This window comes from Endozoicomonas sp., assembly GCF_051008435.1.
Taxonomy (GTDB): domain Bacteria; phylum Pseudomonadota; class Gammaproteobacteria; order Pseudomonadales; family Endozoicomonadaceae; genus Endozoicomonas_A.
Genome location: NZ_JBPCXO010000529.1, coordinates 1 through 14,906, shown reverse-complemented (window position 1 = coordinate 14,906; position 14,906 = coordinate 1). Strand labels below are relative to the sequence as shown.

Genomic DNA, 14,906 nt, shown 5'->3' with positions numbered 1-14,906 from the left:
GAGTGGCGGCACGTGAATGCGGTGTTACCCTACACACATCTTTCCGCTGGCGACACCGCTTCCTTGCTGTGCTGGAGAATGATCAGGGAAATAATCTGGGTGACATTGTTGAACTGGATGAAACATTTTTTCGTGAGTCCTTTAAAGGGCAGAGATCGGGGTTGCCAAGGCCAGCCCGGCAAAGAGGCAATGATAAAAAAACGGATTGCCGCAACATTCCTGTTCTGGTCGCAAGAGATCGCTCCTCGCATACCGTTGACGGTATTCTCTCCGATGAAAGTGCGTTAGAGATGCAGAAGCACCTCAAGGGTCACCTGTCTTTAAAGGCCATATTATGTGCTGATGCCAGTCTGGCTCACGAAAAGCTGGCCAGAGATATGAAGCTGCCGTTGAAAGAGTTGGTGACATCAGCCGGGCAGCGCGTACTTGAGGGTGTTTTCCATATCCAACATGTGAATGCTTATCACAGCCACTTGAAGGGTTGGATTTACGGTGTTTTTCACGGGATTGCGACCAAATACTTGAAACATTATCTGGGCTGGCGGCGGCTATTGACAGAAGCTGACAAGTTAACAGGTGAGCGTCTTTCTGAAAAAATTGTAGAACACTGGTTCAAACAACAGATAAAAGCAACTTAGCCGCAACGCCTATTGCCTGATGAATCACTAAGCAAAATGTCTGGTTTTAGACCAGTGCTGCTATCATGCTGTTCCAATTCTGCTTGGCTGAATATTTTTGTCAAATCGTAGCAAGCTGGTACTTTCTTTTGGCACTGAACCTCTTGGGTTCTAAGCAATTTTAAGCGATCACTATTACAGTACACAGTTCGAACAAGCTCCAACCTAATAGGCTTGGAACTCTTGAGTGCTTGCCTGTAACGATAGAAGAAAGCTTTCTTGGCACAATGATGCAGATAAGTCTCAAAGGAGCAGTGCTCTTCATAATGACGAAAATGCTTCGCTTTAAACTCGCCTAATACTGGAATAAGTGGGTTTTTACAGCCTGGGCAAGTATAGCTATGTGAATGTTGAGCTTCACTGATGTGCGTGAGATACCCCTGCTCATTCTGGGCGTAAGGATACTGGACTAAGGTGTGTTGTTTCTTCATGGGACTAGCATCCCAAAAAAAGAGAATCAAGAACAGTGTTTAAGGTTTGTAAAAGCGGTTCACCAATGGGAGTGGGGGGAGCAGTGAGTAAGCACTCTCTGACTGCTAACGCATATAATTCTGTTGCTTCAACTATTCAATAGAGCCTTTTATTACGAACGACCTGGTGTCAGAGCGGTAGGAGTGGCTTCATTTGGTGGTACTGACTAAGCCTAATGAACTTTTCGAGGGAATGTGCGCAGTACCCCTACAAGCCAGAATAAAAACCAGGAAGCAATGCTTGCTTGCGGAATTATTACCCGGGAGGACATCGAAAGTTATTATCATGGCAAAAGCGCCATGGCGTAATAGATATCGAACTCTGTTTTTTTTTCCGCTACTCTCTAACCCTGATATGCCAACTGAACAGAATTTCAAGGACTCTCTGAATGCTCTGGGTTAAAGCTTTTCATATTATTGCCATGGTCTGCTGGTTTGCAGCCCTGTTCTATCTGCCAAGACTCTTTGTTTATCACGCCATGAGCGAGGATCAGGCCAGCAATGAACGGTTCAAGATTATGGAGCGCAAGCTGTATCGTGGTATTGCCCTGCCATCCATGATTGCCACTCTGGTGCTGGGTATCTGGTTAATCAGCTACAACCCTTCTTATTACATGAGCGGCGGCTGGATGCATGCCAAACTAACACTGGTTGTACTGCTCATTGGTTACCACCATATGTGCGGCGCTTTCCTGAAGAAGTTTGCTAATGACGCCAACACCAAGTCAGACAAGTTCTATCGTATTTTTAATGAAGTTCCGGTTCTGTTCCTGGTCGGCATTGTTATTCTGGTTGTAGTCCGCCCCTTCTAGTAGTAGTCCGGAAATTTCATAAAGTGTCGAGCTTCTCGCTCTGCTATTTTTTCGGCTGACACATTTTCTCGTCCTACTCATGCTTATTGCATGGATCTGATGAGAAAATGCTGTCACGGCGGATAAAGAGCCAGCGAGAAGCCAACGAGCGATGTTCGTTTATTTCGTACACATCAAAAATCTAACAACTCTGTATTTCCAATCCCTTCAGTCTTTTCAAAGCGGCTTTATGAATTTTCCGGGCTAAGACCTCTCTGTCTTGCGTTTCCGGCAGACCTGCCGATAACACGCCCAAGGAGCCTGACTGAGCACAGAAGCCCGGCCTGAAACCCAGAAAGAACGGTCAGATTTCCCAGTGTATTTGATGAAATAGAGCAGCTATTCGCACAAATTCACTGGAAAATCTGCTTTGTTCAACTGAACTTTATGCTCGGACGCTATTCTCGATCAGGCTCCTGCTGGAAACACCTCAACAGGTGTTTCCCAAAGCTCAGGGGACAGGGTTATGAAGCGTAAAGACTATAAAGTCCTGTTTGAAGGACAGATTCTGCCAGACTTTTCCGAGGCGCAAGTCAGAAATAATCTGGCTCGACTCTTTAATGCGGATATACAACGCATTGACCGCCTTTTTTCCGGCAAGCCCTATGCGGTACGAAAGCCTGTCACCGAAAAAGACGCCCGCAAGTACGAAAAAGCTATCAATAAAGCGGGCGGACAATGTCGGATTATGACGCTGGATGGTTCAAAAACACTGCCTCCACCCAATGAGAAAAACACCTCTCTCTTTGCTGATACCCCATTGTCCAGAATCCCCAAACAAAACATCAGTGAGCCTTTGGGACTAATACGACGCATCGGACGAACGCGTTACCTGGCATTAAGCTGGCTTGTCGTGGCAATAGAAGCGATTGCCTTTCTGCTTCCTGATTACTTACCGATGCTGATCGGCGCCGCCCTGACCATACAACAGACGGTATCTATGACACTGGGTATTCACAGTCTGGCCATCATGCTCACAATTTATCTGGCAATCACCCGGCTTCATGATATGGATCGAAGTGGCTGGCTGTGGCTTTTTCTGGTCATCCCTATCGTCAACATTCTGTTTCTGTTCTGGCTTAGCGTTGGATCCGGCACAGAAGGAAAAAACAGCTATGGTGAGCCCCCGCTTCCCCCAGCTAACCTGACTCGTGCGATGGGTATTTATCTACCACTTTCACTGTTTCTTGTTGGTATGGCTGGTGCCTATCTCAACCAGGAACAACTGGTGGTCTGGATTCAGATGTTGCCCGAAGTTACCTCGGAATGGACTGGCCTTGAGTATCCGGGATAAACGGCTACATTGTCTGTGAATCCCGAATAGATTATTCAGCGTGAAAATTGTTCATATCCGAAGGTGGTGAACGGTTATTTCATTCGCTCATGGCTGTTTCGGTATGGTTTGTCTCCTATTGTGACTGTAGAAGTTCCGACAAAGGCATTACAGAAACAGTATCTGCATACGCATCTTTACGCAGTCCATTGACCTATATCAATGGTTATAATCGAAACTTCTACAATGTTTGCCCGTTTTCTGACCGGATATTCGTCTGGTGAATTGCAATCTATCTCTATTCACTCTCAGTTTCCGAATATCTGACCTGCGGGCCGTCATGATGCGAACCGTTCCTTCAGTATTCTCACTTAAATCACAACTGTGAACAGAGACGCTACTGTTGGTACATACCCCTCTCGGAGGCGGTCTTTATCAAGACTGTTTCCAGAGGCTGACTGGGGCAACCCTGCTGGCCTCTTATAGCCCGTGTTCTGTTAGGTACTATTTCAATGAGCAAAAACAGCATCCTGGTCATCAACTGCGGCAGCTCATCCCTCAAATTCGCAGTGATTAACCCGGCAACGGAAGAAGAGAAAATCAACGGCATTGCTGAGCGCCTTGGTAGCAGCGAAGCGGTTCTGCGCTGGACTCTTCGTTACAAGAATAACGGCGAAAAAGGCAGTCAGACTCTGGGTCTGGCCGCTCACGAAGCTGCACTGGAAGGCCTGATGGGCCTGCTGCGTGAGGAAGGCCTGATCGAAGGCATTTCCGCAATTGGACACCGTGTCGTTCACGGTGGTGAGAATTTCTCTGAATCCTGCCTGGTGACCGATGAAGTTCTGAACGCAATTGAAAACTGCATCAAGCTGGCTCCACTGCATAATCCGGCCAACCTGACCGGAATTCGTGCTGCCCAGAAAATCTTCCCGGGACTGCCCAATGCCGTTGTATTTGATACTGCATTCCACCAGACCATGCCAGCGGAAGCCTACCTCTACCCAATTCCATACAGCCTGTACAAAGAACAGGGTGTTCGTCGCTATGGCTTCCACGGCACCAGCTACCGCTACGTAGGTCAGGCTGCAGCCGATATGCTGGGTCTGGACATTAACAACAGCAACATTCTGGTCGCTCACCTGGGTAACGGTGCCTCTGCCTGTGCGATCAAGAATGGCCAGTCCATTGACACCACCATGGGCCTGACACCTCTGGAAGGTCTGGTGATGGGCACTCGTTCCGGTGATGTAGATCCTAACCTGTTCAGTTTCCTGAACAAGACTCTGGGCTACACCCTTGACGAAACCACAGATCTGCTGAACAAGAAGAGTGGTCTTCTGGGTCTTTCTGAAATGGACAGCGACTGTCGTGTCATTGAAGATGCCGCCGTTGAAGGTAATGAGCATGCTCAGCTGACCCTGGACGTTTTCTGTCACGTTCTGGCTGAAAAACTGGCTGGTTTCGCTGCGGCCATGGGCAAGATTGACGCTCTGGTATTCACCGGCGGTATTGGTGAAAACTCCAGCATCATTCGCAAGAATGTCTTTGAACGCCTGAGCATTTTCGGCTTCAAGCTGGACGAAAAGCTCAATGATGAAACCTTCCGGGGCAAGAGCGGTGTTATTTCTCAGGAAGGCTCAACTGTTGGTATGGTGGTAGCCACCAACGAAGAGTTAATGATCTCCCGTGATACTCAGGCTCTGACAGCCTGATTCAGCCTGGGGCCTTGTCCTGTTAGGCCCCATGTTTGACCTGACAGCCGCAGGATTCGGTTGTAATGCAGCGATTACAAAGGAGCTTGACCGAGAATAGACAATCCAGCTTAAAGCCCAGAACGAACGGCAACTTTTCATTGAGTTTGATTAAATAGGGCAACTATTTGCACAAATTAAGTGAAAACCTGACTCGCTCTACTGAATCTTATGCTCGGACGTTATTCTCTGTCAGGCTCTAAAACTGAGCTTTCGCACAAGAAAGATTGTTTCAATCGCTCAAGGCGACTTTAAGGGGGGCACAACCTTCCTTATGTTTGCAAACATTTCTGGAACAGCATTATGCGTACGTTTTTTCTGGCCCCCACCCGCTATGGGGTCGGTCTGACTTCAGTATCCCTGGGTCTGGTTCGGGCACTGGATACTCTGGGCCTGAGAGTTAAATTCTTCAAGCCCATTGCCCAGATGCACACGACGGATAAAGGACCTGAACGTTCTACACGACTGGTTCAGCGTATTATGGACCATGAGCCTCCTGTGCCGATTACCACTCAAAAGGTTGAAAACCTGTTGGGTGATAATAAGGGCGATGAGCTCATGGAAGACATTGTTGCTCTGTTCGACGATGCTTCTGAAGGTGCTGAAGTCGTAGTGGTTGAAGGCCTGGTTCCTACCCGTGATATGCCTTACGCCAACCGCCTCAACAGCGATATGGCCAGAACCCTCAACGCAGACATCATTCTGGTTTCAGAGCCGGGCAAGGACTCTCTGGAAGATGTTGCAGACAAACTGGAAATCGCCGCAGACAGCTTTGGGGGGATCAAAAACCCCAGTGTCATCGGTTATATTCTGAACAAGCTGGACAAGAAACTGGTTGAACAATTGACTGAAAACCATCAGTTCAAACCTCTGCCTGAATTCAGCCGCAAGAACTTTCTGCCACTGGGTTACATCAGCTATGAACCACAGTTGAGCTCACACCGCACTCTGGATATTGCCCGCCACCTGGGTTGTGAGGTGATTAATGAAGGTGATATTGCCCAGCGCCGTGTCAACTCCTACACACTCAGTGCCAGAACGCCCAGTAACATGATCCATCACCTGAAACCAGGCAATCTGATCATTACTGCCGGAGACCGTGATGACATCGTCCTGGCAACCTCTATGGCAGCCTCCAATGGTGTCCCCCTGCCCGGGCTGCTACTCACCAGTGGCATCAGAATGTCCAATGCGGTTCATGAACTCTGTGCCAGAGCATTTGCTACCGGCCTGCCAGTTCTGATGACTGAAGATGATTCCTACACGACAGCTACTCGTCTGGATCGCATGAGTGACGAGCTGCCACTGGACGACATGGAACGTATTGAAAAAGTGATGAACACCATTGCTGAGAACCTGAATAACAGCTGGTTCAAGCAACACTGCCAGAGTCTGGCAGAGCGTCGTCTGTCACCTCCTGCTTTCCGTTACACTCTGGTACAACAAGCCAAAGCAGCTCGCAAACGCATTGTTCTGCCTGAAGGAGATGAGCCCAGAACCATTCAGGCCGCCATCATCTGTCAGGAACGAGGCATTGCCGAATGTATTCTGCTGGGCAATCGTGAAGTCATTGAACAAGTTGCCAGCGATAATGGTTTTGATCTGCCGGAAGGTTTGATCATCATGGATCCCGATAGCATCCGTCATCGTTACATCGGGCCAATGGTTGAACTTCGTAAACATAAGGGTCTTAACGCCCCTATGGCAGAAGCACAGCTTGAAGACACGGTTGTTATGGGCACAATGATGCTGGCAATGGATGAAGTGGACGGTCTGGTTTCTGGCGCAGTCCATACAACAGCCAACACCATTCGCCCTGCTTTCCAGCTGATCAAGCCTAAGAGAGACGCCGGCGGTCTGGTATCCTCCATCTTTTTCATGCTGCTGCCTGATCAGGTTCTGGTATACGGCGATTGTGCTGTTAACCCGAATCCTGATGCTGAAGCGCTGGCCAATATTGCCATTCAGAGTGCAGACTCGGCTCAGGCCTTTGGCATTGAACCCCGCATCGCCATGATCAGCTATTCCACAGGCTCCTCAGGCATTGGTGAAGATGTTGAACGTGTTCGCGACGCCACTCAGCTGGTTCGTGAAAAACGCCCTGACCTGGTGGTTGATGGGCCATTGCAATATGACGCAGCGTCGGTTGAGTCGGTAGCCAAGAGCAAGGCACCTGACTCCAGCGTTGGTGGTCGTGCCACCGTCTTTGTATTCCCGGACCTCAATACCGGTAATACCACCTACAAGGCGGTACAGCGCAGTGCCAACGTAATCAGCGTTGGCCCTATGCTTCAGGGTCTTAACAAGCCAGTTAACGACCTGTCCCGTGGCGCTCTGGTTGACGATATTGTCTACACCATAGCCCTGACCGCTATTCAGGCCGCCGAAGAAAAAGCCTGATGCAGCCCAGGATAGGGGAGATTTTCATTCTCTCCCATCCTATTTCATTCGGTTCACACCCAAAACTTCACCGATTCGTCGCTTCTTCTTCATCAAGCCTTCATCATCGCACTGAACACTGATGTTTTCAGCCGGAGTGATGGATCATGCTTTTTAAACGACCACTGACTATTTTAACGCTGACAGCCATGCACAAATAGCTCAGGGAAACAGCTTCATTAGTCTGGAATTCATTGGAGAAGAGACCTTTCCAACCGGTGAAACGGTTCTGGGCACTGAATTGGGTGGCCTGTCGGGTCTCGATTACGATGTAGCCAATAACCGCTTCATTGCTATCAGTGACGACCGGGCTCAAAAGAATAAGGCCCGTTTTATGAGCTCACCATGGATCTGAGCGATGGCACTCTGGATACAGGCGACATAGCCTTCACCCAGGTCACCGAGATACTCGATAAAAATGGCGACAGCTTTTCTGTTGCCAGTGTTGACCCGGAATCCATTCGGATCTCCCCCTTCCCCGATCTTTTGTACTGGACCAGTGAAGGTGATGCTAATCAGGGGTTACCTCCTTTCATTCGGGTTATGACTCGCAATGGGCAGTTTGTTGATGAGTTTGGCCTGCCTGAAAAATATGCGCCGGATCAGGAAAGAGGCATCCGCAATAATCTGGCCTTTGAAAGTCTGACTTTTTCCTACAATGGCAAGCACCTCTTCACCGCTACCGAAGGTGCGTTAAAACAGGACGGCCCTACCTCCAACCTGGAAAATGCCAGCCCTGTCAGAGTCATGAGACTGAATGGCAAAACCGGGATGCCCGGTAAAGAGTTCATCTATGAAACAGACCCTGTTATTGATGCCCCTGTGCCTGCAGAAGCATTCAGCACCAATGGACTGGTCGAATTACTGGCGGTGGGTCCGGGCTATTTTATAGCAGTAGAAAGAGCTTTCTCGGTGGGCAAAGGCAATAGCATTCGTCTTTACCTGACCAGTACTCACATCGCCAGAAAATACCTTCTTTAATCGCTGCAGGTAACACATAACTGTCACACTTCTTGCTTACTATTCTCGTGAACATTAATTCAAGTAAGAAGGCTAAATGTCGATATTGGTAAATTACGCCCCAAAGAAAATAACAAAAGAAGAGAATTCAATTATGAAACTTCATCTTAATACTGAGTCAACCATCACTTGCAACAGCTGTGGCCATTCAGAAACCGAGAACATGCCACTGGATGCTTGCGTATATCTTTATGAATGCACAAGCTGTAAAAACCTGATGACCCCTCAAAGCGGCGACTGCTGTATCTTCTGCTCTCGTGGCACCCACCCTTGCCCAACCAGTCAGAGAGACAGCAGAAGTTATCGAGTTATCCCCAAGCAAGAACAACCAGCTCTGGAACCTTCCAACTATGAGACAAACCGCTCATTGGCAGGATAACCTGTCTGCCTCTTCTGCCCTGAGCCAGTGATGCCGACCACCCCTTTCAGAACACCGTCGGTACACTGGCTTTTCAATTTTCCGCCGACTTATTGACTCCAGCCATTCCCCCCCCCTTCTTTCGTCTTCTTTTGTCACTCACCCTGCACCAGATCGAATCTGCGCCCTTGCTAGACTCACTTTATCAACAGGGAGCGAGTATCAATGGCCGTTGGAAGTGACAGGGATAAGTCTTCCCTTTGGGGATGGGTCAATGAGACGACAGGAAGTCTGTCAACAAAATTAGTTGGTGTTTTTGGATCGGCCTTTGGTTATGACACAGTCAGCTCAATCAATTTGCCCGATGAAGAAGTCATACCGTACATTCGACAGAAAAAAATGGCTTCACACAAGCCTATCCATGTCCGTCACATCGAAAACATGCAAACACTCAGTTACACCGAATTAAGGGATCAACTGATTGAGATTCTGCAGGAGCAGCATGAACCTGCTAATGCTGGAGACCAGGTGGACCGGATTCGAAGAGGTGTAATCGATATTTGCATCGCCAACCTTGCCACTGACGACCATGACAAACTGCTCCGCAACTGGGCAAATTTCGAACATCTCATACCCGGATTCCCGAAAGATGCCCTCATTTCCAAATGGTATCAGGAACAAGACAAAGATCCGATGGAATCTCTTACACCTGCCTTACCAGAGTTAATTAATATCTGGGACCCAAAACTAAAGCTGGATTCTCCCGCTGAAAGTCTAGGCGATGTAATGAAGACATTTGAATCCTTATTCCAGCGATACAAGAGGGATGACGATGAAGACCATCCTGACACCCGGGTATTTACCGTTCGCTGGGCTTATGAATTTATGCAGCATAACCGGCTCGACCTGTTCCTTGACCTCTATCGAAATTCCCGCTGGTTACAGCAAGTGCTGCCTAAAAGTTGCATCCTGGCCATTCAAAAGTCCCTGGCTGGCAACAAAATCACGGACATTTATATAGGAATGGCGAAAGAACCTCTGGATCGTCAGTATCGGGATGACGTAGACGACAAAACTATTTCATACAGACGAGCAGCGATGATGCAGAAGTGTTCGAAGCAATATGACTCAGCAATAGCAGGTTTAAGAAAAGTTCTGAGTGCCAATCGAACTAAAGAGTACGATGCTACAGAAGCTGATCTCCCCCAGTATCAAGCCAGAAAAAAACACCTCGAATCCGTCAGAAGCTTGCTTGAAACCGGTCAGTGGAAAAAAGCTCATGCAGAAACACTCAAGGATGAAGAGCTCTTTTCAGAAATTGGTGAAGTGACTGAAGATATGGCTGAAAAAGGAGCATTCCGACTGGCCGGAATGTATGTACCACACGTTCTTCATGCAAGACTGTTGATCACTTATCAATCCTGTCTGTCCAAGGGCAACACCGATGAATTCTTTCAATTCTTTCGCCCTGAACCCTGCAGTTACAACCACTGGACATGTGTACTTGAACGCAGTGAATTTGAAAATCTTAGTGATCAAATTCAAGAAGGACTTTCCACCCGACTGAATGAAGATCGAAAAGTTGTGAGTCGTACACCTGAAGAGATTGAGCAAGAATTAGACAAATTCGAAGAAGGTCTTCAGAAATTCATGCTGAACAAATTTGAAGAGTAGAAGGGAGATTCTATGGCTGTCTCAAATAATCAGGACCCACAAGCTCAGAATTGGCTAGGAACAGTCAGTGCTTCAGTCAGCTCATTGAGCTCTACCGTTTGGGGCATGTTAACCTCAAGCACTGTGCCTGAAAAGCATCTTCCAGCCCCTCAAAAATTCTACGAGATGACACCGGTTAAGTTTCGTATCGTAGAAGCCACCGGCTCCCTCGAAGAAGTTTATAAGGCATTGAAGCAACAAGCCAAAGGCAGTTTACGTGCAGTGACGGATGCAGCCAGCGAAAGTGATCTGGACAGCAATACCCTCACAGCCATTTTAATGACTGTCCAACAGTGCATCACTGACAATGACTTTGCAGAGCTTACTCGATTTACCCAGAATTATTCAGCCCTACTGACTCACTTTACACCGGTTCTTGGCAACCTGATGGACGCCTACCACAAAGCACACCCTGATCTTCTCTCCCCCTGGGAAGCCATTGAACAGGAAGACTTCCCCGGCTCTCCTGTCCTGCCAGAACTCAATATTGAATCTCAGGGAATGATTGAACTGAAGGAGGCTGCACACAGGGCATTGGATGGCTTCCTGAAAACAGCTGCTAGAGCAGAACAACGGTCTACAACAGAAGAACTGAGCGCAGGACTGGCTTTAAAATATCTGGATTCGGAAGATTACGCTAACTTCATCGCGCTCTACGAGCAAAGCGCCTGGTTGCAATCAAAGTTCCCCCTGAATAAAGAGCATATTCTGCTTAGAGGGGAAGAGCTTCAGAAGCTTGATAGTGCTTTAACTTCTGCCACAGCAAACATGCACAAATCTTTATTTGATACTGACTGCAGCCTTAAATCGGCAGCTCTGCAAACAGCTCATAAGGGCTCCCGGGATATGCTTTTTAGCATCTTGAAAGGCTATGAGAGTTTAGATCTGGCAAAACAAGCAACCGTAGCTCTTGAAAGAGATGATATTGATGAGTTCAGCAGTATCGTGGGACAAAACTCTGAACTGAAAGATGCCTGCTCAATCCCCTTAAACAGATTACTTGAGAAATGGAATGCCCAGAAAGACGAGTTAATGTTTAAAGTACTGCATTGCAGAGCTCTGTTAGCTTACAGATCAGCCTTGATGTCAGAAAGACAAGAAAACTTCAAATCGGTTGCATCCAGTACCGGGCTTTGGCCCCATCAGCTGTGCAATGGTCGATTCGAAATAACGGAAGAGCTTAGAGGTATCTGTAGCAATCCCGTTAAGCTAGAAAGAACAGACTCACTCCTTTGTCACTTAATAAAGGACCCTGACTGGAGTGACGCCCACTAAAAAGAGCGACAAATGACGCTCTTTTTAGTGGTATTGATTACTTCTGAGGAGCAGGTCTCAGATTAATTTCCACACGCCTGTTCTTAGCACGGCCTTCTTTCGTTTTATTATCGCCAATAGGATTCGACGCGCCTGCACCAAAGTAGGTAATTCGAGTTCCGGAAACCCCCTGATAAATCAGATAATCCGCCACACTCTTAGCTCTGTCTTGAGAAAGAGGCTGATTGATCTTGTCTCCACCCGAACTGTCGGTAAAGCCAACCACTTCAATCAAGTTCTTGTCGTATTCCTTGAACACCTTGGAAACAGACCCCAGAACGGGATAGAAGCTGGATTTAATGTCTGACTTACTGGAATCAAACGTAATGTTTGAAGGCATAATCAGCTGAAGGTTATCGCCCTGTCTGTAGACTTGAACGCCTGTTCCCTGCAACTGCTGCCTGAGAGCAGCCTCCTGCTTGTCGGTGTAATAACCGTAACCAGCACCCGCAGCACCACCAATCGCAGCACCCTTCAGAGCCCCCTCTCCACCATCAATCAAACCACCAATAACAGCACCGGTAACAGCTCCAATACCGCCGTATTTGGAGGTTTTATTCACTTCCTGCTCACCGGTGTAAGGGTTAGTAGTTTGACAACCCGCTACGATAGCCGCAGCGGCAACTACCAAAGTCATTCTTTTTAGCTGCATTAACATGTTCACTTCTCCTTGCTGGCTAATCAGAAGTCTGTCGGAGTTCAGGCTCGAAAGCTTAAGGCCGACAGGCTTCTAGAGCTAGCCGCGAATAATGCTGTTTTCCCGAATTTCTTCACCAATACGGGTTTGTGGACCATGGCCAGTAACAACGGTGGTTTCTTCATCCAGTGTGTACAGGCGATCCCGAATCGACTTCTCTATCGCTTTGTAGTCACCACCCCAGAGATCCGTTCTACCAATAGATCGACGGAACAAGGTATCTCCAGCGATCAACAGATTCTCTTTTTCAAAGTGGAAGCACATGGAGCCCGGTGTATGTCCGGGTGTATGCATTGCCACACCTTCACAACAAGGTAATTCCTGGTCATCATTCAACCAGTAATCTGGATCTGGAATAGGATTATAGGGCACACCAAACATGCGACATTGGGTTTCAAGACTGTCCCAAAGGAATTTATCTTCCTTATGAAGATGGATGGGGGCACCCGTCTTTTTCTTGATCTCGCCACTGGCCAGGAAATGATCCAGATGCGCATGGGTATGAATTAAAGCCACAGCCTTAAAACCATGAGCCTCTAACTTGGACATGATGATATCCGGATCACCACCGGGATCGATGACAATGGCTTTTTTCGTTATGGGGTCACCTACAATGGTGCAGTTGCACTGCAAAGGCCCCACAGGAAATGTTTCTTTTATCAGTGCTGGTTTTTGCTCGATCATGCTAACGGCCCCAAAACTCAAGACCGAACATTCTAAAACAGTGTGAGGGTATTGCACATTATCTGTTTCACAGTTGTCAGGTAAGCAGATTGAAAATTTTTTATTTTATTCTCTCATTTGGACACTTCTTGCCCTCCTGAATCTTCTGAAAGACGGTCAAAGTTGAAAGTAACAGGGGATCTTCATATACCCCGCCGTTGACAGTTTCCCCCCCTCTCCCTGCAGCGCTTCCAACAACATATAAATTGGACTTCCATGGCTGAATATCAAGACATAGCCTTCAGAATGGCATTGCTCTGAAAGAACCTGACTGTATACCTGAAGCATTCGTTCACGAATCTGTTCGGAGGTTTCTCCACCAAAAGCTTCGGGATCTTCCGGAAACCAGAAGTCCGGATCATTAAATTGATGGTACTGAAGACCCTCACGATCACCCACATTGGACTCGATGACCCTCTTGTCCAATTCCATAATACTGATCGGGACATTCAGTGCATTCAGCACAATAGTAGCGGTTTCAATAGTCCGGGGAAGTGGTGATACGATCACCTTGCAGATATCCCCCCTGCTTATCCCAGCTTCTAATAGATTAGAAGCCAGTCTTGAAGCCTGGGAACGGCCCAGATCAGTCAACTTCGACTCAATGTAGTTGGGATGATCCGGATCCGAGCTGTAGTACTCGCCAGTGTTATGCGTTCCTTCCCCATGCCGGGCAACAATGACCCCTTGAAGCTTGCAATCCATACCGGGTTCCTTGTCTTATTCTTCAATCATCCGTAGCTGCCTGGACATTATTCTGAATGATGAGAGCTGACACTGCACCAGCATCTTGCCTGTAACTCAGGCATCTCTATCTAAATATTCAGGTTTCAAGCTTTAACAGAGGCACCGTAATACCTCTGTACCTATACACAAACAGCTCAGGGAAGTTTCAGCAACACTTTCTTGCGCCCACGCTTTGGATTAATACCAATACTCAAATGTGTACTGGCTGGAGCACCACGCACATTCAGTCTGATCAGTGAGCTTTTAACTGCCAGTCGCCTCATGGCGACTTCTTCTGGCAACCCATCAACAACAGGATAGGGAAAACAGGGCTCTGAATCATAAGAGTCCAGCTCTTCCTCAAGGTCTTCCATCAAGTCAGGCAGGTCAAAACGGAGAGCCATGATTAAACCTCCAGGTAGCCATCAGCGGAAAGTGCCAACCATTGCCAGTCTTTTCAGTCAGAAACGTGTGTGAGGAGCACTTTAGTCCTCAGTATGTGAGAGGGCCGAAACTGCATGGCACCCCGCACTGCCGTACTGACCATCCAGACTGGATAGCTCGACAATTGTAGACAAAGTCAGCAAAGAACAAAGATCTTTTTAACGCAAAAGTTCGACCTGAATGTGAATACATTACCCAGCCTTTTCCAGAGTCCCCGTCGAACCCGCTTTCCAGGGGGATTCAAAGCTGTCTGGAACGCAATAACCAAATACCAAATTAACCTTACGCTTCTGAACAGAGGGTCTAATCTTGGTCATCTAGGGGCCTGTCGGACTTATGCTTTCGAGCATAAATTTCAGTAGAACGAGTCGAATTATTCGATGGATTCGTGAGAATAGTTGACCTATTTAATCGAATTCATCGAATAATTGGGCCGTTCTTTCTGGAATT

The 14,906-nt window shown here is 47.6% G+C and carries 15 protein-coding genes and 1 pseudogene; 9 read left to right on the top strand and 7 right to left on the bottom strand.

Annotation, left to right across the window (positions count from 1 at the left end; genetic code table 11):
• A partial coding sequence (locus tag ACR2PX_RS26915; protein WP_434002440.1) for an IS1595 family transposase occupies positions 1-638 on the top strand: 638 nt, incomplete at its 5' end.
• Here the strand turns inward: ACR2PX_RS26915 and ACR2PX_RS26910 are convergent.
• The gene (locus ACR2PX_RS26910; protein WP_434002439.1) at positions 635-1,108 is read right to left on the bottom strand and encodes a hypothetical protein; all 474 of its coding nucleotides are present in this window, start codon (positions 1,106-1,108) and stop codon (positions 635-637) included. The two genes, ACR2PX_RS26915 and ACR2PX_RS26910, sit on opposite strands and share 4 nt — an antisense overlap.
• Positions 1,109-1,536: 428 nt before the next feature.
• Here ACR2PX_RS26910 and hemJ point away from each other — a divergent pair, with 428 nt between their 5' ends.
• The 4 genes from hemJ to pta all read left to right on the top strand — a co-directional run bounded on the left by hemJ (position 1,537) and on the right by pta (position 7,422).
• A complete protein-coding gene (gene hemJ / locus ACR2PX_RS26905; RefSeq protein ID WP_434002438.1) occupies positions 1,537-1,959 on the top strand; it encodes a protoporphyrinogen oxidase HemJ in 423 nt (140 codons plus the stop codon).
• Positions 1,960-2,464: 505 nt separating this feature from the next.
• Complete coding sequence (locus ACR2PX_RS26900) at positions 2,465-3,292, top strand: DUF805 domain-containing protein (RefSeq protein WP_434002437.1); 828 nt, start codon at positions 2,465-2,467, stop codon at positions 3,290-3,292.
• A 491-nt stretch (positions 3,293-3,783) separates the two neighbouring features.
• Complete coding sequence (locus ACR2PX_RS26895; RefSeq protein WP_434002436.1) at positions 3,784-4,983, top strand: acetate kinase; 1,200 nt, start codon at positions 3,784-3,786, stop codon at positions 4,981-4,983.
• Between the two features lie 342 nt (positions 4,984-5,325).
• Positions 5,326-7,422 carry a phosphate acetyltransferase gene (gene pta / locus ACR2PX_RS26890; RefSeq protein WP_434002435.1) on the top strand — a complete coding sequence of 699 codons (2,097 nt, stop codon included), beginning with the start codon at positions 5,326-5,328 and terminating at the stop codon, positions 7,420-7,422.
• Between the two features lie 127 nt (positions 7,423-7,549).
• Here the strand turns inward: pta and ACR2PX_RS26885 are convergent, their stop codons facing one another.
• Positions 7,550-7,777 (bottom strand): hypothetical protein, encoded by a 228-nt coding sequence (locus tag ACR2PX_RS26885; RefSeq protein WP_434002441.1) that lies wholly within the window; start codon positions 7,775-7,777, stop codon positions 7,550-7,552.
• Between ACR2PX_RS26885 and ACR2PX_RS26880 the strand changes: the two are divergent.
• The 4 genes and pseudogenes from ACR2PX_RS26880 (at position 7,703) to ACR2PX_RS26865 (ending at position 11,827) form a co-directional block, all read left to right on the top strand.
• Positions 7,703-8,442, top strand: a pseudogene (locus tag ACR2PX_RS26880) (esterase-like activity of phytase family protein). The gene ACR2PX_RS26885 and the pseudogene ACR2PX_RS26880 sit on opposite strands and share 75 nt — an antisense overlap.
• Positions 8,443-8,575: 133 nt before the next feature.
• Positions 8,576-8,860, top strand: coding sequence for a GDCCVxC domain-containing (seleno)protein (locus ACR2PX_RS26875; RefSeq protein WP_434002434.1), 285 nt, complete (start codon positions 8,576-8,578; stop codon positions 8,858-8,860).
• Positions 8,861-9,064: 204 nt separating this feature from the next.
• On the top strand, positions 9,065-10,513 hold the full coding sequence (locus ACR2PX_RS26870) for a hypothetical protein (RefSeq protein ID WP_434002433.1): 1,449 nt from the start codon (positions 9,065-9,067) through the stop codon (positions 10,511-10,513).
• Between the two features lie 12 nt (positions 10,514-10,525).
• Positions 10,526-11,827 carry a hypothetical protein gene (locus ACR2PX_RS26865; RefSeq protein WP_434002432.1) on the top strand — a complete coding sequence of 434 codons (1,302 nt, stop codon included), beginning with the start codon at positions 10,526-10,528 and terminating at the stop codon, positions 11,825-11,827.
• Positions 11,828-11,864: 37 nt separating this feature from the next.
• Here the strand turns inward: ACR2PX_RS26865 and ACR2PX_RS26860 are convergent, their stop codons facing one another.
• The 5 genes from ACR2PX_RS26860 to ACR2PX_RS26840 form a co-directional block, all read right to left on the bottom strand.
• Positions 11,865-12,524, bottom strand: coding sequence for an OmpA family protein (locus tag ACR2PX_RS26860; RefSeq protein ID WP_434002431.1), 660 nt, complete (start codon positions 12,522-12,524; stop codon positions 11,865-11,867).
• A 78-nt stretch (positions 12,525-12,602) separates the two neighbouring features.
• A complete protein-coding gene (locus ACR2PX_RS26855) occupies positions 12,603-13,247 on the bottom strand; it encodes an MBL fold metallo-hydrolase (protein WP_434002430.1) in 645 nt (214 codons plus the stop codon).
• Positions 13,248-13,403: 156 nt separating this feature from the next.
• Positions 13,404-13,991, bottom strand: a complete 588-nt coding sequence (locus ACR2PX_RS26850) for a histidine phosphatase family protein (protein ID WP_434002429.1) — start codon at positions 13,989-13,991, stop codon at positions 13,404-13,406.
• Between the two features lie 176 nt (positions 13,992-14,167).
• Positions 14,168-14,416 carry a hypothetical protein gene (locus ACR2PX_RS26845; protein WP_434002428.1) on the bottom strand — a complete coding sequence of 83 codons (249 nt, stop codon included), beginning with the start codon at positions 14,414-14,416 and terminating at the stop codon, positions 14,168-14,170.
• A gap of 231 nt (positions 14,417-14,647) precedes the next feature.
• On the bottom strand, positions 14,648-14,773 hold the full coding sequence (locus ACR2PX_RS26840) for a hypothetical protein (protein ID WP_434002427.1): 126 nt from the start codon (positions 14,771-14,773) through the stop codon (positions 14,648-14,650).
• Between the last annotated feature and the right edge of the window lie 133 nt (positions 14,774-14,906).